The 23296-nt window shown below is 72.3% G+C and carries 21 protein-coding genes and 1 pseudogene; 7 read left to right on the plus strand and 15 right to left on the minus strand.

The window, feature by feature from the left end:
- The 10 genes from CR470_RS20660 to hisD all read right to left on the minus strand — a co-directional run.
- Positions 1-1573, minus strand: a 1573-nt coding sequence (locus CR470_RS20660; RefSeq protein ID WP_179892329.1) for an ATP-binding protein, incomplete at its 3' end; no start/stop codon positions are given.
- A 146-nt stretch (positions 1574-1719) separates the two neighbouring features.
- Positions 1720-2640, minus strand: coding sequence for a bis(hydroxyethyl) terephthalate hydrolase (gene bdeA / locus CR470_RS20665; RefSeq protein ID WP_097869049.1), 921 nt, complete (start codon positions 2638-2640; stop codon positions 1720-1722).
- Between the two features lie 199 nt (positions 2641-2839).
- Positions 2840-3595: an imidazole glycerol phosphate synthase subunit HisF gene (gene hisF, locus CR470_RS20670; RefSeq protein WP_097869050.1), complete on the minus strand. Its 756-nt coding sequence runs from the start codon at positions 3593-3595 to the stop codon at positions 2840-2842.
- Positions 3592-4014, minus strand: coding sequence for a RidA family protein (locus CR470_RS20675; protein WP_097869051.1), 423 nt, complete (start codon positions 4012-4014; stop codon positions 3592-3594). Before CR470_RS20675 ends, hisF begins: the two co-directional genes overlap by 4 nt.
- Positions 4011-4736: a bifunctional 1-(5-phosphoribosyl)-5-((5-phosphoribosylamino)methylideneamino)imidazole-4-carboxamide isomerase/phosphoribosylanthranilate isomerase PriA gene (gene priA, locus CR470_RS20680; protein WP_097869052.1), complete on the minus strand. Its 726-nt coding sequence runs from the start codon at positions 4734-4736 to the stop codon at positions 4011-4013. Before priA ends, CR470_RS20675 begins: the two co-directional genes overlap by 4 nt.
- The gene (gene hisH / locus CR470_RS20685) at positions 4736-5389 is read right to left on the minus strand and encodes an imidazole glycerol phosphate synthase subunit HisH (protein ID WP_097869053.1); all 654 of its coding nucleotides are present in this window, start codon (positions 5387-5389) and stop codon (positions 4736-4738) included. Before hisH ends, priA begins: the two co-directional genes overlap by 1 nt.
- Before the next feature lie 10 nt (positions 5390-5399).
- Positions 5400-5567, minus strand: a complete 168-nt coding sequence (locus CR470_RS39650; RefSeq protein ID WP_003969742.1) for a hypothetical protein — start codon at positions 5565-5567, stop codon at positions 5400-5402.
- The gene (gene hisB / locus CR470_RS20690) at positions 5564-6160 is read right to left on the minus strand and encodes an imidazoleglycerol-phosphate dehydratase HisB (protein WP_015607963.1); all 597 of its coding nucleotides are present in this window, start codon (positions 6158-6160) and stop codon (positions 5564-5566) included. Before hisB ends, CR470_RS39650 begins: the two co-directional genes overlap by 4 nt.
- Positions 6157-7314 (minus strand): histidinol-phosphate transaminase, encoded by a 1158-nt coding sequence (locus CR470_RS20695; protein ID WP_373561429.1) that lies wholly within the window; start codon positions 7312-7314, stop codon positions 6157-6159. Before CR470_RS20695 ends, hisB begins: the two co-directional genes overlap by 4 nt.
- Positions 7311-8633 (minus strand): histidinol dehydrogenase, encoded by a 1323-nt coding sequence (gene hisD, locus CR470_RS20700; protein WP_097869054.1) that lies wholly within the window; start codon positions 8631-8633, stop codon positions 7311-7313. Before hisD ends, CR470_RS20695 begins: the two co-directional genes overlap by 4 nt.
- A gap of 185 nt (positions 8634-8818) precedes the next feature.
- Here hisD and CR470_RS20705 point away from each other — a divergent pair, with 185 nt between their 5' ends.
- From CR470_RS20705 to ybaK, 4 genes are all read left to right on the plus strand, one after another.
- Positions 8819-10420 carry an oxidoreductase gene (locus CR470_RS20705; protein ID WP_097869055.1) on the plus strand — a complete coding sequence of 534 codons (1602 nt, stop codon included), beginning with the start codon at positions 8819-8821 and terminating at the stop codon, positions 10418-10420.
- Positions 10421-10640: 220 nt separating this feature from the next.
- Positions 10641-11681: a hypothetical protein gene (locus CR470_RS20710; RefSeq protein WP_097869056.1), complete on the plus strand. Its 1041-nt coding sequence runs from the start codon at positions 10641-10643 to the stop codon at positions 11679-11681.
- Positions 11682-11686: 5 nt separating this feature from the next.
- Positions 11687-12451 (plus strand): LON peptidase substrate-binding domain-containing protein, encoded by a 765-nt coding sequence (locus CR470_RS20715; protein WP_097869057.1) that lies wholly within the window; start codon positions 11687-11689, stop codon positions 12449-12451.
- Positions 12452-12467: 16 nt separating this feature from the next.
- On the plus strand, positions 12468-12968 hold the full coding sequence (ybaK, locus tag CR470_RS20720) for a Cys-tRNA(Pro) deacylase (RefSeq protein ID WP_097869058.1): 501 nt from the start codon (positions 12468-12470) through the stop codon (positions 12966-12968).
- 60 nt (positions 12969-13028) lie between these two features.
- Here ybaK and CR470_RS20725 read toward each other — a convergent pair whose 3' ends face one another.
- The 4 genes from CR470_RS20725 to CR470_RS20740 form a co-directional block, all read right to left on the minus strand.
- A complete protein-coding gene (locus CR470_RS20725; protein WP_097869059.1) occupies positions 13029-13727 on the minus strand; it encodes an ABC transporter permease in 699 nt (232 codons plus the stop codon).
- A 70-nt stretch (positions 13728-13797) separates the two neighbouring features.
- Entirely contained in the window at positions 13798-14640 is an 843-nt protein-coding gene (locus CR470_RS20730; RefSeq protein ID WP_097869060.1) for an ABC transporter permease, read from the minus strand.
- A 115-nt stretch (positions 14641-14755) separates the two neighbouring features.
- On the minus strand, positions 14756-15739 hold the full coding sequence (locus CR470_RS20735) for an ABC transporter ATP-binding protein (protein WP_097869061.1): 984 nt from the start codon (positions 15737-15739) through the stop codon (positions 14756-14758).
- A gap of 116 nt (positions 15740-15855) precedes the next feature.
- The gene (locus tag CR470_RS20740) at positions 15856-17121 is read right to left on the minus strand and encodes an NYN domain-containing protein (RefSeq protein ID WP_179892330.1); all 1266 of its coding nucleotides are present in this window, start codon (positions 17119-17121) and stop codon (positions 15856-15858) included.
- A 324-nt stretch (positions 17122-17445) separates the two neighbouring features.
- Between CR470_RS20740 and CR470_RS20745 the strand changes: the two genes are divergently transcribed.
- The gene (locus CR470_RS20745) at positions 17446-17625 is read left to right on the plus strand and encodes a hypothetical protein (protein WP_018957500.1); all 180 of its coding nucleotides are present in this window, start codon (positions 17446-17448) and stop codon (positions 17623-17625) included.
- 116 nt (positions 17626-17741) lie between these two features.
- Here the strand turns inward: CR470_RS20745 and dnaE are convergent, their stop codons facing one another.
- Positions 17742-21281, minus strand: coding sequence for a DNA polymerase III subunit alpha (dnaE, locus tag CR470_RS20750; protein WP_097869062.1), 3540 nt, complete (start codon positions 21279-21281; stop codon positions 17742-17744).
- Positions 21282-21495: 214 nt separating this feature from the next.
- On the opposite strand from dnaE, the gene CR470_RS20755 reads away from it, so the two are divergent.
- Complete coding sequence (locus CR470_RS20755) at positions 21496-22821, plus strand: DUF2252 domain-containing protein (protein ID WP_097869063.1); 1326 nt, start codon at positions 21496-21498, stop codon at positions 22819-22821.
- An 85-nt stretch (positions 22822-22906) separates the two neighbouring features.
- A pseudogene (locus CR470_RS20760) lies at positions 22907-23296 on the plus strand (hypothetical protein); the annotation flags it as partial.

A 23296-nucleotide genomic window follows, 5' to 3' on the forward strand; every position in this document is an offset into this window, starting at 1 on the left:
GCCCCGCCGCGCCGGGCGCCCGAGGCCCGGTCCTGGCCAGCAGGGCCCGGGCCAGGGACGGGTCGCCCGCCAGCCCCGCCTGCTCGGCCGCCGCGGCGAACCGGGCCGCCCGCAGCGCGGGTTCGGCGGAGAGCAGGGCGGCGCGGACCAGGGCGGCGGAGCGTTCGGCGTGCGGGAAGGGGGCGTCGGCGGCCGCTTCGAGCCGTGCGGCCAGCACGGCATCCGGTCCGGGCGCGGCGCAGGCCCGCTGGACGAGGGCGGCGAGCGGGACGGGCGGGGGCGCGGGAACCTGGGCCGCCGGGGACACGGGAGCCGGGACGGCCGGAGGGTGCGTAAGGGCGCTGCCCGGAGAGGCCGTCGTGGCCACCGCCGGTGCGCCGATGATGGCCGGGACGGCCGGAGGGGGCGTGGTGCCGGTCCCCGGAGAGGTCACCACGGCCACCGCCGGAGCGCCGTCCGTCCGTGCGGCCCGGGCCCGGTCGCCGGTCTCCGTCAGCAAAGTGGCGAGCAGTTCGTGGGCGGCGCGGCGGTGGGCCCAGGGGGCGTGGTGGAGCACGGCGCGGGCGACGAGGCGGTCGGCGAAGTGGACGCGGCTGCCCGCCCGTTGGAGGAGGCCGGCGGTGGCGGAGGAGCCGAACAGGGCCCGGTCCAGGAAGTCCCGGGGCAGTCCGCCGCGGGTGCCCGCGCGCAGCAGGAGCAGGGCGTCCGCCCCGGCGCCGTCCGGCTCGTGCTCCTGGGCCGCGGCGGCGAGCAGGAGCAGGGCCCGGGTCCGGTCCGGGAGGCCGTCGAGGCGTTCGGCGTGGGCGGCGAGCACCGCTTCGGCGCCGGGCAGGGGGAAGGGCAGTGGGGTGCGGCCGGCGAGCTGGTCCGGGGTGAGGCGGCCGGTGAGCCCGGCGAGCAGGCGGGGGTTTCCGGCCGCCTCGCGGAGAAGCTCGGCGCGCACGATCGGGTCGACCCCATCCGTACCGGGAGCCGTACCGGGGGCCATGCCGGGGGCCGCCCCGGAGGCCAGCCGGTCCAGGAGCGCCGATGCCGCGGCTTCCTCCAGGGGCCCGAGAGGGAGTGCGGGCAGCCCGGCGAAGGCCGCGCCGTCGACGGCCGAGAGGAGCACGGCGATCCGGCTGCCCGCACCCAGTCCCCGGGCCACGAAGGCGAGGGCGCTCCGGGACGCCGGGTCCCAGGTGTGCGCGTCGTCGACGCAGACCAGCAGGGGGCGCCCGGCGCCGAGTTCCCGCAGCCGGCCGGCCAGTGCGTCGGGGGTGATGACCGGGGGCGGGGCGGCGGGCGAAGGGGCGGCGGAGGCGTGGCCCGAGCCGAGCAGGGCGTGCAGCCCCCCGCAGGGCACGGAACGCATCGCGGGGTCGGCCGTGGCGTACAGCACGGGGCCCCGGGCGCGGTGTGCGTCGGCGGCGGCGCGCAGCAGCGCCGTACGGCCGAGACCGGGGGACGCGGCCAGCACGAGCGCACCTCCGTCACCCCGTCGCAGGTGAGCCAACAGGGTTTTCAGGGTGGCGAGTTCATCGTCCCGGCCGTACAGCCGGAGCGGACTGCGCACGGTCGTCGATGGGGTCACACCGGCACCGTACGTTCGTGTCGGCGAGGGTGGAAGCGCCGCGTCCGGGGCGCGGGCGGGGACGGCCCGGTGCGGTGCGCGCTCCCAGCCGGGGCCCTGCCGCGCTGTGCCGGAGCACAGCGCGGCAGGGCCCCTGGGCGCTGGGACTACGCGGTGTGCGGGCAGTTGCCCCGGTACTCCGCGATGGTCAGGCTCGGCTGCGGGAGCGGGCAGAGGAACTGCTCGTAGCGGGTGTCGTTGTCGATGAAGCGCTTCAGCCACGAAATGCTGTACTTCGCGATCGTGGTGTTGGACGTGTTGGGCGTGAAGTGCGAGGCTCCTCGCAGTTCCAGGTACGCCTTGTCCAGCGACGCGGGCAGCGACCGGTAGAACGGCTCGGAGTGCGTGGCGACGGAGGCGACGGTGTCCCCGTCCGCGCCGACGATCAGCGTGGGCGTGCGCAGTTCGGGCCACGTCTTGTCGGTGTTCCAGCCGGTCAGCGGGATCGCCGCCTTCAGCGAGGTGCGGCTCTTGGCGGCTTCCAGGCTGCCGCCGCCGCCCATGGAGTGGCCCATCACCCCGAGCCGGGAGGCGTCGACCCGCGTCCGCACCGAGCTGCGCTGGGTCAGGTAGTCCAGTGCGGCGAGGAGTTGGCGGCCCCGGCTGGCGGGCTGGTCGAGCGTGGTGTTGGTGTCGATGGTGAAGACCACGAAGCCCTGCGAGGCCAGCCGCGGTCCGAGCCAGGCGATGGAGGACTCGTAGGCGGTGAAGCCGGGCGAGATGACGACCGCGCCGAAGGTGCCGTCGGCGGTGGACGACGGGTAGTAGATGGTGCCGCCGCCGAACCCGCTCACGGCGAGCGAGGAGACGGAGGTCTGCGAGGTGGCGTAGGAGCCGCGGCTCGCCTCGATGGAGGCGTTGGTGGGGGCCGGGCCGCGCTCGTAGGGGTTGTCGGCGGCCTGGGCGCCCGGGACCAGGGCGGTCATCAGGAGACCGGCGGTGGCCGCGGCGGCGGTCAGCAGACCCGCGAGCGTACGGGGGCGGCTCGGGCGCGGGGGGACGGTGCCGGAGGGGAGGTGCTGCTGCACGGGGGGATCCTCTCGGTGGTGGCGGAACCTCACCACGCGAGGCCCACGAAGCCCGTCGTCCGGGGGCTCGGGGTGCGCCGCGTGGCCGCCGACGTCGTCCGTCGGCGCTCGCCACTCTCACGCCGCGTGCCGTGAACACGCATCGGCGGTATCACCGGCCTCGGATGGGCCGGTGATACCGCCGATTCCCGCTACGTGCTCAGCGGACCGGGTGTCCCGCTTCCCGCAGGGCGCCCTTGACCTCGGAGATCCGCAGGTCGCCGAAGTGGAAGACGGACGCGGCGAGCACCGCGTCGGCCCCCGCCTCGATCGCCGGGGCGAAGTCGGCGAGCCGGCCCGCGCCGCCGGAGGCGATGACGGGGACGGTGACGTGCTTCCGCACCGCCTCGATCATCTCGGTGTCGTAGCCGTCCTTCGTGCCGTCGGCGTCCATCGAGTTGAGCAGGATCTCGCCCGCGCCCAGCTCGGCGGCCCGGTGGGCCCACTCGACGGCGTCGATGCCGGTGCCCTTGCGGCCGCCGTGCGTGGTGACCTCGAACGTGCCCTCCGGGGTGCGGCGGGCGTCGACGGAGAGCACCAGGACCTGGCGTCCGAAGCGTTCGGCGATCTCGCGGATGAGGTCGGGGCGGGCGATGGCGGCGGTGTTGACGCCCACCTTGTCGGCCCCGGCGCGCAGCAGCTTGTCGACGTCGTCCGGGGTGCGGACGCCGCCGCCGACGGTGAGCGGGATGAAGACCTGCTCGGCGGTGCGGCGGACCACGTCGTACGTCGTCTCGCGGTCGCCGCTGGAGGCGGTGATGTCGAGGAACGTCAGCTCGTCGGCGCCCTCGGCGTCGTACAGCTTGGCCATCTCGACGGGGTCGCCCGCGTCGCGCAGATTCTGGAAGTTGACGCCCTTGACGACCCGGCCGTCGTCGACGTCCAGGCAGGGGATGACCCGTACGGCGAGGCTCACTCCGCGCCTCCCCGGTAGGCCTCGACCTCGACCTCGACGACCAGGCTCGGGTCCACGAAGCCGGACACGATGATCATGGAGGCGGCCGGGCGCACGGCGTCGAACAGCTCCTTGTGGGCGCGGCCGATGTCCTCCACGTCCCGGGCGTGCGTGAGGTACATGCGGGTGCGGACGACGTCCTCGCGGGTGAGGCCCACCTGCTCCAGCGCGGCGAACGCGACGTCGAAGGAGGTGATCGCCTGCTCGTACGGGGAGCCCGCGGAGATCTGGCCGTTGACCACGGAGGTGCAGCCGGCGACCAGGACGAGCCCGTTGGGGAGTTCGACGGCGCGCGAGTAGCCGAACTTCTCCTCCCAGGGCGCGCCGGTGGAGATCCGGCGTACGGCGGCAGCGGTGGTGGACTCAGCGGATTCGGTCATGCGGCGACCGCCTTGAGGGCTTCTTCCAGCGTGAACGCCTTCGCGTACAGCGCCTTGCCGACGATCGCGCCCTCGACGCCTTCGGGGACGAGGAGGGAGATGGCGCGGAGGTCGTCGAGGGAGGAGACGCCGCCGGAGGCGACGACCGGGCGGTCGGTGGCCGCGCAGACGTCCCGCAGCAGGCCCAGGTTGGGGCCCTGGAGGGTGCCGTCCTTGGCGATGTCGGTGACGACGTAGCGCGCGCAGCCCTCGGCGTCGAGGCGGGCGAGGGTCTCGTAGAGGTCGCCGCCGTCGCGGGTCCAGCCCCGGCCGCGCAGGGTGGTGCCGCGGACGTCGAGGCCGACGGCGATCTGGTCGCCGTGCTCGGCGATGACCTTGGCGACCCACTCGGGGGTCTCCAGGGCGGCGGTGCCGAGGTTGACCCGGCGGCAGCCGGTGGCGAGGGCGGCGGCGAGCGAGGCGTCGTCGCGGATGCCGCCGGACAGCTCGACCTTGATGTCCATGGCCCCGGCGACCTCCGCGATCAGGGCGCGGTTGTCGCCGGTGCCGAAGGCGGCGTCCAGGTCGACGAGGTGCAGCCACTCGGCGCCGGCGCGCTGCCAGGCGAGGGCGGCCTCCAGCGGGGAGCCGTAGGAGGTCTCGGAGCCGGACTCGCCGTGCACGAGGCGGACGGCCTGGCCGTCGCGGACGTCGACGGCGGGGAGCAGTTCAAGCTTCGGCATTACAGCGTCTCGATCCAGTTGGTCAGCAGCTGGGCGCCGGCGTCGCCGGACTTCTCGGGGTGGAACTGGGTGGCCCACAGCGCGCCGTTCTCCACGGCGGCCACGAACCGTTCGCCGTGCGTGGCCCAGGTGATCCTGGGGGCACGGATCTTGGCGTTGGTCACTTCGAGGGACCAGTCGTGCGCCGCGTAGGAGTGCACGAAGTAGTACCGCGCGTCGGCGTCCAGGCCCGCGAAGAGCCGGGAGTCCTCGGGGGCCTCGACGGTGTTCCACCCCATGTGCGGGACGACGTCGGCCTTCAGGGGGCCGACCGTGCCGGGCCATTCGTCCAGGCCCTCGGTCTCCACGCCGTGTTCGATGCCGCGCTCGAACAGGATCTGCATCCCGACGCAGATGCCCATGACGGGGCGGCCGCCGGAGAGCCGGCGGCCGACGATCCAGTCGCCGCGGGCCCTCTTCAGCCCGTCCATGCAGGCGGAGAACGCGCCGACGCCGGGGACGAGGAGCCCGTCGGCGTTCATCGCGCGGTCGTAGTCGCGGGTGATCTCGACGTCCGCGCCGACACGGGCGAGGGCCCGCTCGGCGGAGCGGACGTTGCCGAAGCCGTAGTCGAAGACGACGACCTTCTTCTTGCCAGTCGTTCGGTCAGTCACAGCGTGCCTCTCAGTCCCACAGTCCCTGGATCCGCAGGATGCCCGCCACCAGGCACATCACGGAGCCGATCGACAGCAGCACGATGACGCCCTTGGGCATCCCCTGCTTCGCGAAGGAGTAGACGCCGCCTGCCAGGAAGAGGCCGACGACGATCAGGATGGTGTTGAGGCCGGTCACAGGGCGCCCTTCGTGGAGGGCAGGATGCCGGCGGCGCGCGGGTCGTGCTCGGAGGCGTACCGCAGGGCGCGGGCGAGCGCCTTGAACTGGCACTCGACGATGTGGTGGGCGTTGCGCCCGTACGGCACGTGGACGTGCAGGGCGATCTGCGCCTGGGCGACGAAGGACTCCAGGATGTGCCGGGTCATCGTCGTGTCGTACTCGCCGATCATCGGCGCCATCTTCTCGGGCTCGGTGTGCACGAGGTAGGGGCGGCCGGAGAGGTCGACGGTGACCTGGGCGAGCGACTCGTCCAGCGGGACGGTGCAGTTGCCGAAGCGGTAGATGCCGACCTTGTCGCCGAGGGCCTGCTTGAAGGCGGCGCCGAGTGCGAGGGCGGTGTCCTCGATGGTGTGGTGGCTGTCGATGTGCAGGTCGCCCTCGGTCTTGACCGTGAGGTCGAAGAGGCCGTGGCGGCCGAGCTGGTCGAGCATGTGGTCGTAGAAGCCGACCCCGGTGGCGACATCGACCTTGCCGGTGCCGTCGAGGTTGATCTCGACGAGCACGGACGTTTCCTTCGTGGTGCGTTCCACGCGGCCTACGCGGGGGCTCATGCGTCGTGCTCCTTCTTCAGTTCGCGTACCGCATCGAGGAACGCGTCGTTCTCTGCCGGGGTTCCCGCGGAGACCCGCAGCCATCCCGGTACGCCGTTGTCCCGGACCAGGACGCCCCGGTCGAGGATCTGCTGCCAGACGGCGTGGCTGTCGTCGAAGCGGCCGAACTGGACGAAGTTGGCGTCCGAGTCGGTGACCTCGTAGCCGGTGGCGCGCAGCTCGGCCACCAGCCGGTCGCGCTCGCTCTTGAGCTGCGCGACGTATCCCAGCAGCGTATCGGTGTGCTCCAGGGCGGCGAGCGCGGTGGCCTGGGTGACGGAGGAGAGGTGGTACGGCAGCCGCACCAGCTGGACCGCGTCGACCACGGCGGGGTCGGCGGCGAGGTAGCCGAGGCGGAGTCCCGCCGCGCCGAACGCCTTGGACATGGTCCGGGAGAGGACCAGGTTGCGGCGGCCCTCGATCAGCGGGAGCAGCGAGGGGTGGTGGCTGAACTCGCCGTAGGCCTCGTCGACGACGACCATCGAGGGGCCCGCGGCCTGGGCGGCGTCGTACAGGGCGAGGACGGTGTCCGCGTCGACGGCGGTGCCGGTGGGGTTGTTGGGCGAGGTGATGAAGACGACCTCGGGCCGGTGCTCGGCGATGGCGGCGCGGGCGGCGTCCACGTCGATGGTGAAGTCCTCGTCGCGCGGCCCGGAGATCCAGCCGGTGCCGGTGCCCCTGGAGATCAGGGCGTGCATGGAGTACGAGGGTTCGAAGCCGATCGCGGTGCGTCCGGGTCCGCCGAAGGTCTGGAGCAGCTGCTGGAGGACCTCGTTGGAGCCGTTGGCGGCCCATACGTTGGCACTGCTCACCGGGTGTCCCGCCGTGCGGGACAGGTAGCGGGCCAGCTCGGTGCGGAGCTCGACGGCGTCCCGGTCGGGGTAGCGGTTGAGGCCGCGGGCGGCCTCGCGGACCCGCTCGGCGATCCGGTCGACCAGCGCCTCGGGGAGCGGGTACGGATTCTCGTTGGTGTTGAGGCGCACGGGGACGTCGAGCTGGGGTGCTCCGTACGGGGACTGTCCGCGCAGTTCGTCGCGGATGGGGAGCTCGTCCCAGGGGTTCACGGTCGCGCGGGTGGGGCTGCCGTTCTTGCGGGTGGTGCTGTCGTCGCTCACTGCTGCGGAACCTTCCAGCCGAACCTTGCCTTGAGGGCCGCGCCGTGGGCGGGGAGGTCCTCCGCCTCGGCGAGGGTCACGACGTGGTGGGTGACCTCGGCGAGCGCGTCGCGGCTGTAGTCGACGATGTGGATGCCGCGCAGGAAGGACTGCACGGAGAGGCCCGAGGAGTGGCAGGCGCAGCCGCCGGTGGGCAGGACGTGGTTGGAACCGGCGCAGTAGTCGCCGAGCGAGACGGGCGAGAAGGGACCGACGAAGATCGCTCCGGCGTTGCGGACCCGGTCGGCGACGGCGGCGGCGTCGGCGGTCTGGATCTCCAGGTGCTCGGCGCCGTACGCGTCGACGACCGTGAGGCCGTCCTCGATGGAGGAGACCAGGACGATCGCGGACTGGCGGCCCGCCAGGGCGGGCTCGATGCGGTCCTTGACGTGCTTGGAGGCGGCGACCTGGGGGGCCAGCTCGGCCTCGGTGGCGGCGGCCAGCTCCTCGGAGTCGGTGACCAGGACGGCGGCGGCCATGGGGTCGTGCTCGGCCTGGCTGATCAGGTCGGCGGCCACGTGCGCCGGGTCGGCGGTGGCGTCGGCGAGGATCGCGATCTCGGTGGGCCCGGCCTCGGCGTCAATGCCGATGCGGCCCTTGAGGAGGCGCTTGGCGGCGGCGACGTAGATGTTGCCGGGGCCGGTGACCAGGTTGACCGGGAGGCAGTCCTCGGTGCCGTACGCGAACATCGCGACGGCCTGCGAGCCGCCGGCGGCGTACACCTCGTCGACGCCGAGCAGGGCGCAGGCGGCGAGGATCGTGGGGTGCGGCAGCCCGCCGAAGTCCTTCTGCGGCGGGGAGGCGACGGCGACGCCCCGGACGCCCGCCTCCTGGGCCGGGACGACGTTCATCACGACGGAGGAGGGGTAGACCGAGCGGCCGCCGGGGACGTAGAGCCCGACGCGCTCGACGGGCACCCACTTCTCGGTGACGGTGCCGCCGGGGACGACCTGGGTGGTGTGCGTGGTGCGGCGCTGCTCGCGGTGGACGAGGCGGGCGCGGCGGATCGACTCCTCCAGGGCGGCGCGCACGGCCGGATCCAGCTCCCGAAGGGCACGGGAGAGCGCGTCGGCGGGCACCCGGACCGACTCGATCCGGACACCGTCCAGTTTCTCCCCCCAGTCGATCACTGCCGCGGAGCCACGATGGCGCACGTCCTCGCAGATGGGCCGCACCGTCTCCAGGGCGGCTTCCACGTCGAACTCGGCACGGGGCAGCAGGTCGCGCAGGGCGGCACCCTCGGGGAGGGCGTCACCGCGCAGATCGATTCGAGAGATCACACGGCAATTCTCTCAGACCGCTCGGAGCGGCCGGTCGCCCGTATCACTGGCTGATACCGATCGCTCGTACCACTGGCCGATACGCGTCTCGGCCATGTCCGGCTGTCACTGCTGACCGCTAGCTTTCGTGGCGTCACACAGAGGGAAGAACAGCACTACAGCATGTGTGCACGGAGGGAGCGGCCGTGACCGAGCCGCACGAAGGCGACATCCCGGACGGCCTCAGCGCAGCGGAGCTGGGCATGTGGCAGTCCTTCCGCAACGGGACCACCTACGACTTACGCAGCTACGACCCGACCCAGAACGATCCGTTCACCCCGCAGGTGTGGGGGCCCGAGCGGAGCGTCGGCGCGCGCACGGTGGCACGGCTGCTGCTGAGCGGTCCGCCGGCCCGGCCGGGCCGGGTGGCGGCGCTGAAGCTCCGGGGGGTGCGGATCACCGGAAAGCTGGATCTGGCGGGCGGCCGGGTGGCTCCGTACGTGGAGCTGACCGGCTGCCGCTTCGAGCAGGAGGTGGTGCTCCCCGAGTGCCACTTCACGACACTGCGGCTGGTGGGCTGCGCGCTGCCCCGGCTGGAGGCCGCACGACTGCACACGGAGGGTGATCTGCATCTGCCGCGCTGCCGGATCGACCGGGGGATCCGGCTGACCGACGCCCAGATCGGCACGGATCTGCTGATCAACCAGCTCAGCGTCGGCCCGGACCGGCACGGGCGGGCCGTCGTCGGGGACGGCATGGCGGTCGCCCAGGACCTCCAGGCCGAGATGATCGAGACGCTCGGCGAGCTGAGCCTGCGCGGGGCGAAGGTGGGTGGTTCGCTGAGCCTGCGCGGCAGCCGGCTGCGCGCCGCGGAGGACCGCCGCGCGCTGAACGCCCCGCAGCTGACGGTGGAGCGCACGCTCTACATGACCGAGGCGTGGGTGAGCGTCGACACGGGGAACCAGGGCACCACTCCCCCGTACGGCGTGGTCTACGCCCCGACGCCGGCGCGCGGCACCCGCTCGCAGGTCTTCGAGTGCCGGGGCGGGGTGCGGCTGGACGACGGGCGGTTCGGGGACGCGGTGGACCTGCACAAGGCCCGGTTCACCATGACCCGCCAGGAGGAGTTGTCGCTGCGCAGGATCGTGACGCCGGAGCTGCGGTTCAACGCGGAGCGCCCCGAGGAGGGCCGGGTCGTCCTGAACGGCGCGAAGGTGGTGACCCTGATCGACCTGTCGACGAGCTGGCCGGGCCCGGGCGGTCTGGCGATGGGCGGCTTCGTCTACGAGAACCTCGTCCCCTACGGCCACTTCCCGCTCTCCCGGCGGCTGGAGTGGGTGCTCGCCGCGACCCCGGAGTACGTCCCCGAGCCGTACGAGCGGCTGGCCACGGTGATGCGCAGTTGCGGCGAGGACGCGGACGCGCGCGAGGTGCTGCTGGCCAAGCAGCGCCGCCGCCGCGAGACGCTGCCGCCCGCCGCGAAGGCATGGGGCTATCTCCAGGACTGGACGGTCGCGTACGGCTACCGGCCGGGGCGGGCCGCGGTGTGGATGGCGGTGCTGTGGGCGGCGGGCACGGCGGCGTTCGCGCAGCACGTTCCGCCCTCCATCAAGGGCGAGGAGCATCCGCAGTGGAATCCCGCCCTGTACGCGCTGGATCTGCTGATCCCGGTGATCAACCTCGGACAGGACGGCTACTGGCGGATGGAGGACGCCTGGCAGTGGGCCGCGGCCGGTCTGGTGCTGGTGGGATGGGTTCTGGCCACCACCGTGGCAGCGGGGGCGTCGCGGATGCTGCGCAGGGGCTGACCTTGCAGGGGCCTTCGCGCGGCCGTGGGCGGTCGGGGCCGGGAATCCGGCCGCCCGCACCCGTGTGAGCGGAGGGACGCCCGAGCGTCACGGAGGGGTGCGATCAAGCCAACGAAGGACATTTCCTTTGCCCTTTCTTGACCCTGCCCGATACAACCCATTCACTCGGCACAGAAGCTTCACAGCACACCTCTGGCGCGGCCCTCACCAGCGCTTTTCAATGGTCTGCACCATGGCATTCCTTCGCGCTCTGCTCAGTACCGCGCGCATGATCCGGCACAGCCCTCCGCTGGCCGCCGGGCTGTCCGCGGATGACGCGGTGCTGCTCGACGCCCCCGACGAGCGGCTCTCTCCCGCGCTGGTCGCCGCTGCCCTGGGCGACTACGAACCGGCCGCCAAGCTGCTCGCCACCACCCGGGACCGCGCCGACTGGGAGAACCGGGACCGCTACCTCGGCCGGCTCGTCACCTTCGCCCGCGGCCGGGACGGCTGGCTCGTCGACTGGCTGGCCGCCGCCCCGCGCGACCCGGACGCAGCTCTGGTCAAGGCGGAGCTGTCGGTCCGCCGGGCCTGGGAGTCGCCCGCCCGCGCGGAACGGCTCCGCGAGGTCGGCCCGCTGATCACCGCCGCCGCCGAGGCGGACCCGCGCGACCCCGTGCCGTGGCGGCTCGCCCTGGACCACGCACGCGGCACCCACGCCACGCACACCGCCTTCGAAGCGTTGTGGGAGCAGGCCGTACGGCGCTCCGCGCACCACTACGGCTGCCATGTCGCGGCCCTGCGCTACCTCTCCGCCGCCTGGTACGGCTCGCACCGCGAGTGCTTCGACTTCGCCGAGCAGGCGGCCGAGGACGCGCTGCCCGACTCCCTGGTGCAGGCCCTGCCGATCCGGGCGGCCTTCACGCTGCTCCTGGACACCCAGGCGGCGGGCCGGACCACCTCCGTACTGGAGGAGCGGATCGACGCGGCGGCCGACCTGGCGATCAGGCTCTCCGCCGCCTACCGGCCCGGCGACCCGTGGCCGGCCGAGGTCCGCAATCTCCTCGCGTACGTCCTGCTCGCCCGGGGCCGCTGGGCGGAGGCGCTGCACCAGTTCGGCCTGATCGGCGTGCACGCGACGTCGTTCCCGTGGTCGTCGGTGTCCGAGGACGCGCTCGGCCGGTTCCTGGACGCGCGGGACGGCGCACGGCTCCAGGCGGCCTCCCTGACCCCCTTGCGCAACCGGGCCGACCACGGCCGCCCCCGGGGCCATTACGCTTGACCGTTGTGACCACCGCCCGCCTTCCCCTTTTCCCGCTCAACGCGGTGCTGTTCCCCGGCCTGGTGCTGCCGCTCAACGTCTTCGAAGAGCGATATCGCGCCATGATGCGGGAGCTGCTGAAGAGCGACGAGGACGAACCTCGCCGCTTCGTCGTGGTCGCGATCCGCGACGGCCGCGAGATCGCCCCGACGGCCACCGGCATGCCGGACACCGTCGCGGCGGCCCCTCCCCCCGAGCGCGCCCCGGCGGAGGGCTTCGGCCCCGACCCCATCCAGACCTTCCACCGGGTCGGCTGCGTCGCCGACGCTGCGACGGTCCGCGAGCGCGCCGACGGCAGCTTCGAGGTCCTGGCCACCGGTACCACCCGGGTCAGGCTGCTGTCCGTCGAGGCGAGCGGCCCGTATCTGACCGCCGAGGTCGAGGAGCTGGCCGACGAACCGCTCGGCGAGGACGAGGGCGACGAGGCGGGAGCGCTCGCCGAGGGCGTCCTGCGGGCCTTCCGCGCCTACCAGAAGCGGCTGGCCGGGGCGAGCGAACGGTCGCTGGCGACCGGCGCCGACCTCCCCGACGACCCGTCCGTGATCTCCTACCTGGTCGCGGCGGCCACGGTCCTGGATGTCCCGACCAAGCAGCGCCTGCTCCAGGCCCCGGACACCGCGACCCGGCTGCGCGAGGAGCTGACGCTGCTGCGCAAGGAGACCGCGGTCATCCGGCACCTGCCCTCGCTGCCCGCGACCGACCTGACCCGGGCCCCCACCCACCCCAACTGATCGAGGACCCCTCCCGGTGGCGAAGAAGTCGAAGAAGCAGCCGGGCGGCACCCCCGCCACGGTCGCCCTGACCGCGGCGGGCACCGCCTTCACGGTCCACGCCTACGACCACGACCCGGCCTCCCCGTCCTACGGGGAGGAAGCCGCCGAGGCCCTGGGCGTCTCCCCCGACCGGGTCTTCAAGACCCTGGTGGCGGATGTGGACGGCGCTCTGACGGTCGCGGTGGTCCCGGTGGCCGGTTCCCTGGACCTCAAGGCCCTGGCCTCCGCGGTGGGCGGCAAACGCGCCACGATGGCGGACCCGGCCGCCGCGGAGCGCACCACGGGCTACGTACGCGGCGGCATCTCCCCCCTGGGCCAGCGCAAGCGCCTGCGCACGGTGCTGGACGCGTCGGCGCGCGCCCACGCCACGATCTGCGTGTCGGCGGGCCGGCGCGGTCTGGAGGTCGAGCTGGCGGCGACGGACCTGGCGGAGCTGACGGGGGCGGTGTTCGCGGAGATCGCGCGGAACGCCTGAGCGCCCTTTCGGGGGCAGCGCCCCGGGTTCGGGAAGGGGACGAGCCCGTCGCAGGCGGCCCTAGACCGGCCCGCCCCCCGGACCCGACGCCGAAGACCCCGGCCCCCCGTAATACTCCGCGTACCCCGACCAGCCCGGCTCCACGTCCCGCGGCCCGAACGCCGCGGTGAGCAGCAGATGGACCCCCGTCGCCGCGAACGGCCACGCCAGCACCGCCACCCACACCGAGTGCAGCTCCAGCGGAGCGTCGAACGTCACGCCCTGCCCGGCCTCCCGGGCCCGCCCCACCACGTCGGAGGACGGCCCGAGCCAGATGCCGACCCGCCATGCCACCAGCGAGGCGAGCAGCGCGCCCAGCGCCAGCCCCACGACCACGAGGACGCCCCCGCGGCGCAGCCGCCAGAAGACCGCGGCGGCCGACAGCGCGCCGAAACCGATGGCCAGCAGGACGAACGTTCCGTCCGCCCCGATCGCCTCCTCGCCCTCGCTGTTCCCGAGGAAGACCGCCGTGTCGTCGGAGACCAGCGGAACGCGCGGCGCGAGCCACAGCCACAACAGCCCGAGGGCGATGCCCGCGAGCGCGACCAGGACGACGACGACGGCGGCCTGACGAAGCTCTGTGGCCGTGTCCGGGTCGGCCGGATCGCCCACCGGGGGCGCGAGATAGGAGCCCGAGGGCGGGGCCTGCCACGGATCGTGGGGGCCGGGCTGGTCGGGCGGCGTCAGAGGTGCGGTCACCGTGCCATCGTGCCAGGCCACCCTGTGAGGCGCCTCACCGGATGCCGCACCCGGCCGCACCCTGCCCGCGGCCCCGGCGGACCCGGGGCCGCTACCGTACGGCGGCCCGCCGGTACGCCCACGTCGCCACGGCCAGGGAGAGAACCCCCACCGCCGCGCAGATCGCGAGGAAGAAGGCGATGAGCCCCCAGTCCGGGCGGGCGTCGAAGGACCGGGCGAGCGCCTCGACCCCGTACGTCGAGGGCAGCAGGTCGCGCGCCCACCCCACCGGCTCCGGCAGCCGGTCCGCAGGCAGCACCCCGAGCAGCAGGGCGGCGGACATGCCCAGCTGGCCCAGCAGGGTCGCCAGCTCCGGGCGCGGGGCGAGCAGCCCGAGGGCCGCGCCGAGACCGGCCAGGGCGGCGCCGGAGAGCGGGACGACGGCCACCAGGACCCATAGATGGGTCATCGGCAGCTGGAACAGCACGCTTCCGGTGATCGCGGTGAAGACCGTGCCGGGCACGGTGAACGAGGCATAGGCGGCGGCCGCGCCGAGCACCACCGCGGCGGGCGGCACGGGCAGGGTGGCGTAGTGGTCGAGTCCGCCGCCCGCCCGCAGCTGCCCGAAGTACTGGGCGAGCAGGTTGAGCGCCACGAACGCGACGACCAGGACGCTGGATCCCGCGACCACCGCGCGGGCCTCCGCGCCGCCGTCCACGACACCCCGCATCAGGACCATGATCCCGACGGACTGGAAGGTCGCCACGAAGAGCAGCGGGATCCGGGCGACCCGCGCCCGGGAGAGCTGGGCGCGGTAGACGGCGGCCAGCGAGGGCAGCAGCCGGGCGCGCGGCGCGAGGGGCGCGGAGACGGTGCGGACGGGGCCCGTGCCGGAGGGGCCGGCCGCGTGCCGGACACGCGGCGGCGCGGTCCTGGCCGGAATGATGCTCGTCACCTGCGGCCGCTCCCCTGAGACACGTCCAACATGTCCAACACGTCCAAACCGTCCGGCCTGCCGCGTACTTCCGCCACGTCCGCGGCGTTCACGTTCCCCACGCCTTCCACACCTCTCACGCCTTGACCAGCCCTTTGGTCGCATTGGCCGCGTCTCCCCCGAGCGCGAGATAGACATCCTCCAGGCTGGGCGTGGCCAGGGTGAAATCGTCGAGCGCGGCGAAGGCCGCACCGCCCGTCACCGCGGCGACCGCGGCCCGCGCCTCGTCCGGCCCCAGCCGCAGCACCCAGCGCCGCCCGGACTCCTGGGCGGACGGCCGCAGCGCCGCCACCTCCGGGACGTCCAGCGGGGCCCGTTCGCGCCACACCAGCTCGACGCGCACCTCCCCGGCGACCTTCTCCTTGAGCCCGGCGGGGGTGTCGCAGGCGATGACCCGGCCGCGTTCGAGGACGGCGACCCGGTCGAGAACCGTCTCGGCCTCGATCACGTTGTGGGTGACCAGCAGGACCGTGGCCCCGCGCTCCGCCCGGCGGCGGTCGACGGCGGCCCAGACGGCGCGGCGGGCGACCGGGTCCATTCCGGTGGTCGGTTCGTCGAGGACGAGAACGGGCCGGTCGCCGACCAGGGTGGCGGCGAAGCAGGCGAGCCGCCGCTGACCGCCGGAGAGCCTCTTCAGGGGCCGCCCGGCGATCGCGGTGAGTCCCAGCTCCTCCAGGACCGCGTCGCGCTCGGCGCGCGCTTCCCGGGCGGCGAGACCGCGCAGCCGTCCGGTGGTCTCGGCGGCGAGCGAGACGGTCAGTTCGTCGAGGGCGGTGGATTCCTGCCCGAGGTAGCCGATCAGCCGGGAGGCCCGTTCGGGGTGGCGTACGAGGTCGTGGCCGAGCACTTCGACGCTGCCGGAGTCGGGCCGCATCAGCCCGGTGAGCTGACGGACCAGCGTGGACTTGCCGGCGCCGTTGGGGCCGAGCAGTCCGAAGATCTCGCCGCGCTCCACGTCCAGACCGATGTTGTCGGTGGCGCGGACCTCGGGCGTCGCGGGCGCGCCCCGGCGGCCCCGGACGGCGGGATAGGTCTTGACCAGATCACGCACCGCGCACACGGTGCCGGTGTCCCTCTGCGCCTGCGCTGTGCCCGTACTCACGAGGTACGAGGGTACGGGGTCACATGCCCCGGTTCGCGTCCGGGGCCACCCCGCGTCGCCCCGCGAGGGAGCGACTACTCCCCCGCCGGTACGTGCTCGGCGGCGGCCCGCACGTCGATCTCCCGCCAGAAGCCGGCCCGGATCGCGTAACGGTCGTGCTCGTCGATCTGGTCGTCCTTGTGGGCCAGGAGCCCGAAGCGGGCCGCGTACCGCAGCAGCTCGCCGTCGATCCGGTGCGGGATGCGCGGGTACATGGTGGAGAGTTTCTGCAGGTGGACGGTTTCCGGCAGGCGCTCCATCCAGCGGCGGGCGAACACCTGGCCCACTTCGAAGGGGTCGCCGCCGACGGTCGTGATGTCCTCCTCCCGGTCCGCCCAGCGCTGTTCGGCGCTGGTGACCTGGGCGAGGGTCGGCAGGGACGCGGTCTCCGCCGGCTCGCCGAGGGGGCCGCCGCGCTCCACCCAGCCCTTGTCGGAGGACCAGCGCAGCGTGGCGTTCGCGGGCTGGGGCGGGTGCTGGCGGTCCGGGTGGGTGGCGTGGGCGCGCAGCGCGGCCAGGTCCTTGGGGGTGGGGACGGTCTTGTGGCCGGGGGCGGACGGGGTGGAGGACGAGGTGGCGGCGGCGTTCTCGGCGGGGGCGGCGGCGCCGTCCCGGGCCGCTGCGGCCTGGGCCTCGGAGGCGCGTTCGGCGGAGGCGGCGAGGGCTGCCTCCGGCAGCGGCGCGGAGAGGATCGCGGCGATCTCGGGGCGGGGTACGGGCGGCGGGGCGCAGGTGCCGCCGAGGTCCTTGGCGCGTACGGCCTTGGTGATCCAGGCCCGGTCGAGGACCCGACGCTCGTCGGCCTCGGCGACGAGGTCCTCGGACTGGTTGTAGTCGCCGTCGGCGGCCTGCACGGCCCAGAGGTGGACGGCGACCCCGTGTTCCTTGGCGGACATCAGACCGGGCAGCAGATCGCCGTCCCCGGTCACCAGGACCACGTCCGAGCAGGCCCGGTTCCTGGCCAGTTCGGTCAGCTCGGCGTGCATGGCGGCGTCGACGCCCTTCTGCGCCCAGCGTCCGTCGCTGCGGGTCAGGGCACCGAGCCGGACGGTCACGCGGGGCATCACGCGGAGCCGGCGGTGCTCGGGCTGGGGTACCCGGTCGGGGGCGCCGTCGAACCAGTAGATGCGCAGCAGGGGTTGTTGGGTATCGGCCTCGGCGCGCTCGCGCAGCCCCTGGATGAGGGCCGCGTGGTCGACGGTGATGCGGGAACGGGCGGGCTCTCCGGCCAGCAGACTCGCGGCTGCACCCAGCAAGTAGCCGGCGTCCACCAGGACGACGCAACGGTCCACGCGTTCCACCCTCTTCCGAATTCGGGAACGGTTCAGCGGCCCGCTCCTCGATGACCGGGTCCGCCTACCCAGGGTTTCCTTCGAGTCTGCCCGACCGCGAAGGGGTTCACGGCCGGAACTGGATCATCGGCGTGGCGGATCCGGAAAGGAAGAGGGAGGGAGAGGGAGGAGGGAAGGGACGAAGACGCGGAAAGGCCGGGCGAAGGCGGCGGAACGGGACCTCACCGCGGAAACCACTACGCACGGTAATGATCCAACATGCGGCGTTTGCGGCGCTATGTGAGTCTGACAGCGGTCCTGGCCCCCCAGGATTCCCCACAGGAGGCACTCACCATGGCCAAGAACAAGAACCGCAAGCAGGGCAGCCAGCACGACCGCGCGTCCGCGTCGGAGCGGAGCGCGGAGCAGGCCAAGTCGACGGCGTACGAATCGCAGAACCAGCCGCAGGCGCAGGCCCAGGGCAGCCCGTCCGACGTGGCGCGCAAGCATCAGCGACGCTTCGGCCACAACTGACCCGTCGGCCGCGTGCGGTAGAGACAGGCGTTGGTGGAGACAGGCGCTGCAGGCGGAGGGGCGTCCCGCGTGTGCGGGACGCCCCTCCTGCCGTTCCCGTCGCCGACGGCGCCTGTTCAGCCGGCCAGGCAGGCCGGGCCGAGCAGCACCTTCAGGTCGCCGAAGAGGGCCGAATCGGCCTTGACGCGGTGCCGGTCGAGCCGGAGCACCGTGGTCTTGCGGGGGCCCTGGAGCCTGATGCGTACCTCGGTGTCGCCCCGGTGGTGGCTGAGCACCTCGCCGAGCCGGGTGACCATGGGCGGGGTGATCTTCACGGTGGGGATGGTGAGGACGACGGGCGCGTTGGTCCCGGCGTTGGAGATGTCGGGGACCTGCATCTCCATGGCGACCAGCCGGGGCACGTCCTCGCGCTTGTCGAGGCGCCCCTTCACGAAGACGACGGTGTCCTCGACGAGCTGGGTGGAGACCAGCTGGTAGGTGGCGGGGAAGAACATGCACTCGATGGAGCCCGCCAGGTCCTCCACGGTGGCGATGGCCCAGGCGTTGCCCTGCTTGGTCATCTTGCGCTGGAGCCCGGAGATGATGCCGCCGACGGTGACGATGGCGCCGTCGCCGTAGTCCCCGCTCATGAGCTGGGAGATCGAGGAGTCGGCCTTGTCGGACAGCACGTGCTCCAGGCCGAACAGCGGGTGGTCGGAGACGTACAGGCCGAGCATCTCCCGTTCCTGGGCGAGCAGGTAGGCCTTCTCCCATTCGACGTCGGAGAACTCCACGTCGAGCCCGAAGCCCGGCTCGTCGCTCTCCTCCTCGCCCATGCCGCCGAAGAGGTCGAACTGCCCCTCGGCCTCCTTGCGCTTGACCTGCACCACGTTGTCGATCATCGGCTCGTGGTGGGCGACGAGGCCCTTGCGGGTGTGGCCCATCTCGTCGAACGCGCCGGCCTTGATGAGCGATTCCACGGTGCGCTTGTTGCAGACGACCGCCTCGACCTTGTCCAGGAAGTCGGGGAAGGTGCTGTACTTCCCCTTCGCCTTGCGGGACCGGATGATCGAGTCGACGACGTTCTGGCCGACGTTGCGGATGGCGGTCAGGCCGAAGAGGATCACGTCGTCGCCCTGGGCGGCGAAGTTGGACAGCGACTCGTTGACGTTGGGCGGGAGCACCTTGATGCCCATGCGGCGGCACTCGTTGAGGTAGACCGCGGACTTGTCCTTGTCGTCCTTGACCGAGGTCAGCAGCGCGGCCATGTACTCGGCCGGGTAGTTCGCCTTGAGGTAGGCGGTCCAGTAGGTGACCAGGCCGTACGCCGAGGAGTGCGCCTTGTTGAACGCGTAGCCGGCGAACGGCACCAGGACGTCCCACAGCGCCTTGATCGCCGCGTCGGAGAAGCCCTTCTCCTTGGCGCCCTTCTCGAAGAGGACGAAGTTCTTCGCCAGCTCCTCGGGCTTCTTCTTGCCCATCACGCGGCGCAGGATGTCGGCCTCGCCGAGCGAGTACCCGGCGACGATCTGGGCGGCCTTCTGGACCTGCTCCTGATAGACGATCAGGCCGTAGGTGAGGCCGAGGACCTCCTTGAGGGGCTCCTCCAGCTCCGGGTGGATCGGGGTGATCTCCTGGCGGCCGTTCTTGCGCTCCGCGTAGTTCGTGTGCGAGTTCATGCCCATCGGGCCCGGCCGGTAGAGGGCCGAGACGGCGGAGATGTCCTCGAAGTTGTCGGGCTGCATCTGGCGCAGCAGGGAGCGCATGGGCCCGCCGTCGAACTGGAAGACGCCGAGCGTGTCGCCGCGGCAGAGCAGTTCGTACGTCTTGGGGTCGTCCAGCGGGAGGGAGAGCATCTCCAGGTCGATGCCCTTGTTGGACTTCACCATCTTGATGGCGTCGTCCATGATCGTCAGGTTGCGCAGGCCGAGGAAGTCCATCTTCAGCAGGCCGAGCGACTCGCACTGCGGGTAGTCCCACTGCGTGATGGTGACGCCGTCGGTGTGTCGCGTCCAGAGCGGCGCGTGGTCGACGATCGGCTCGCTGGACATGATGACGCCGGCGGCGTGCACGCCCATCTGCCGGACCAGGCCCTCGACGCCCTTGGCGGTGTCGATGACCTTCTTGACGTCCGGTTCGCTCTCGTACATCCCCCGGATCTCGCCCGCCTCGCTGTAGCGCGGGTGCTTGGGGTCGGTGATGCCGTTGAGGTCGATGCCCTTGCCGAGGACGTCGGCGGGCATGGCCTTGGTGAGCCGGTCGCCCATCGCGTACGGGTAGCCCAGCACGCGGGCGGAGTCCTTGATGGCGTTCTTGGCCTTGATCTTGCCGTAGGTGCCGATCATGGCGACCTTGTCGGCGCCGTACTTCTCGGTCACGTACCGGATCACCTCGACGCGCCGGCGCTCGTCGAAGTCGATGTCGACGTCGGGCATGGAGACGCGCTCGGGGTTGAGGAACCGCTCGAAGATCAGCCCGTGCTCGATGGGGTCGAGGTCGGTGATACCCATCGCGTACGCCACGATCGAACCGGCGGCGGAGCCTCGGCCGGGGCCGACCGCGATGCCGTTGTTCTTGGCCCACATGATGAAGTCGGCGACGACCAGGAAGTACCCCGGGAACCCCATCTGGATGATGATGTCCATCTCGTACTCGACCTGCTTCTGCCGGTCGTCGGGGACACCGTTCGGGAAGCGGCGGGCCATGCCGACCCGGACCTCCTCCTGGAACCAGGTGATCTCCGTGAAGCCGTCCGGGATCTCGAACTTCGGCATGAGGTTCTTCGCCTCGAACATGCCGGTGGTGTCGATCTGCTGGGCGACCAGGAGCGTGTTGGCGCAGCCCTGCTGCCAGGCGTCGGAGGAGTCGACGGCGTACATCTCGTCCGTCGTCTTGAGGTAGTAGCCCGTGCCGTCGAAGCGGAAGCGGTCGGGGTCCGAGAGGTTCTTGCCGGTCTGGATGCAGAGCAGGGCGTCGTGGGCGGTGGCCTCGTGGGCGTACGTGTAGTGGGAGTCGTTCGTCACGAGCGGCGGGATGTCGAGCTTCTTGCCGATCTCCAGCAGCCCGTCGCGGACCCGGCGCTCGATCTCGATGCCGTGGTCCATCAGCTCCAGGAAGTACTTGTCCGCCCCGAAGATGTCCTTGTAGTCGGAGGCCGCCTGGACCGCCTCGTCGAACTGGCCGAGCCGCAGCCGGGTCTGCACCTCGCCCGAGGGGCAGCCGGTGGAGGCGATGAGGCCCTCGGACCACTGGGAGATGGTCTCCTTGTCCATCCGGGGCCACTTCTGGAGCCAGCCCTCGGCGTACGCGTCGGAGGAGAGCCGGAAGAGGTTGTGCAGTCCGGTCTTGTTGGACGCCCAGATCGTCTTGTGGGTGTACCCACCGGATCCGGACACATCGTCACGCTTCTGGTGCGGCTGTCCCCACTGCACCTTGCGCTTGTGTTTACGCGACTCCGGGGCGACATACGCCTCGATGCCGATGATCGGCGTGACGCCCGCCTTGGTCGCCGAGTGGAAGAAGTCGTAGGCCCCGTGGAGGTTGCCGTGGTCGGTCATCGCGATGTGCGACATGCCCATCTCGTTGCAGGCCTCGAACATGTCCTTGAGCCGCGCCGCACCGTCCAGCAGCGAGTACTGGGTGTGAACGTGCAGGTGCGTGAAGGGCGGCTTGGTCACGGCGTCGGGCCTCCGGGATGTCGGGCGATGACGGACGGGGGGACAGCGTGGAAGTCTACGACGTGACGGAGTCGAACGACGGGCACTCCCGGCTCCCGCCGAGCGTTGGAGAGGGCGGAACACCTGTCCGTTTTGTCATGCACTCAGTCATGACTCGGTCACGTGGGCCCACGGTTCGGCCAGACACGGCAGCTACAGCAGGAGGCAGCAAGAAATGTCGGAAACGCAGACCGGCGCAGCGCAGCGCGGGGAGCAGATTCTCGCCGTTTTCGACACCGCCTTCGGGGAGCTGCTGGCCGCCGACCCGGCCGCCTTCCGGGTCAAGTTCCGCAAGATGGCGGGCTCGGCCTTCGCCTTCTACCGGGGCACGGCCTGCCTGTTCTACGGCGACCTGGAGCGGGAGCGGCACGGCGGCCCGTTCCTGGACGAGCGCACCGGCCGGGTGTGGATCCACGGCGATCTCCACGCGGAGAACTTCGGCACCTACATGGACGCCAACGGCCGCCTCGTCTTCAACGTCAACGACTTCGACGAGGCGTACGTGGGCCCCTTCACCTGGGACCTGAAGCGCTTCGCCGCCTCCGTGGCGCTGATCGGCTACGCGAAGGCGCTGGCCGACGAGCAGATCAGCGAGCTGGTGACGATCTTCGCCGTCTCCTACCGCGAGCGCGTCCACGCGCTGGCGACGGGCGCGAAGAACGACGAGGTGCCGCCGTTCACGCTGGACACCGCGGACGGCCCGCTGCTGGGCGCGCTGCGCGCCGCCCGGTCGCGCACGCGTTTCTCGCTGCTGGACTCGATGACGGTGATCCGCGACTTCGAGCGCCGGTTCGCGGACGGCGGCGGGTCGATCGACCTGGACGCCGCGACGCGCTACAAGGTGCTGGCCGCGTTCGACGGCTATCTGGAGACGCTGCCGGAGTCGAGCCTGACCCGTCCCGACTCCTACCGGGTCAAGGACGTGGTGGGCCGCCGGGGCATCGGTATCGGGTCCGCCGGGCTGCCCTCGTACAACATCCTTCTGGAGGGCAACAGCGACGCCCTGGAGAACGATGTGGTGATCTACCTCAAGCAGGCGCAGACCCCGGCGGTCTCCCGGCACATCACGGACGCCGCCGTGCGGGAGTACTTCCAGCACGAGGGTCACCGCACGGTGATCTCGCAGCGCGCGCTGCAGGCGCACGCGGACCCGTGGCTGGGCTGGACCGAGCTGGACGGCTCGGGTCAGCTGGTCGCCGAGGTCTCGCCGTACGCGGTCGACCTGGACTGGTCCGACATCGACGAGGCGGACGAGATCGCGGCGGTCGTCGCGGATCTGGGCCGGGCGACGGCCACGATGCACGCGGCCGCCGACGACGAGAGCGGGCACTCGCTGGTGCCGTTCTCCACCGAGCGGGCGATCGACGCGGCCATCGCGGCCGACGAGGAGAGCTTCGCGCCGATGCTGGTCGACTTCGCCCACAGCTACGGGGCGAGGGCCCGCGCGGACCACCAGATCTTCGTGGACCTCTTCCGCAACGGCCGGATCCCCGGGCTGTAGGGCCCCGGGCCCGGAGAGCCCCGGGCGGGGACTCTCAGCCTCTTTTAAGGTCCGCTTACCTCGGCGCATGACACACTTTCCGGCGATGGACATCTCAGGGACGCAGCTCAGGGTCGCGCGCGCGGCGGTCTTCACCGCGCTCGCCATCACCCTGTCCACGGCGTCCCACGTGCTGCTCTCCCGGGTCCCGCTGCCGCTGACCGCCGTCGCGCTGCTCGCCGCCGCGGTCTTCGCCGTGGCGTACGCGCTGGCCGGCCGGGAGCGCGGCTTCGGGGCCATCGCGGGCCTGCTGGTCCCGCTGGAGCTGGCCGCCGACACGCTCTTCACCACGGGCCAGCACCTCTGTTACGGGGCGGCCGGCGGCCCGGTCGCGGGCACCCTGCGCGCGGTGGGCTTCGACGTCCTCTGCGGCGGCGAGGTAGGGGCGGGCGGGGCCCGGATCGCGGGCGTCGGCGCGGTGGGCACCCCGCTGGCC

This window comes from Streptomyces sp. rh34 (genome assembly GCF_002551245.1).
GTDB lineage: Bacteria > Actinomycetota > Actinomycetes > Streptomycetales > Streptomycetaceae > Streptomyces.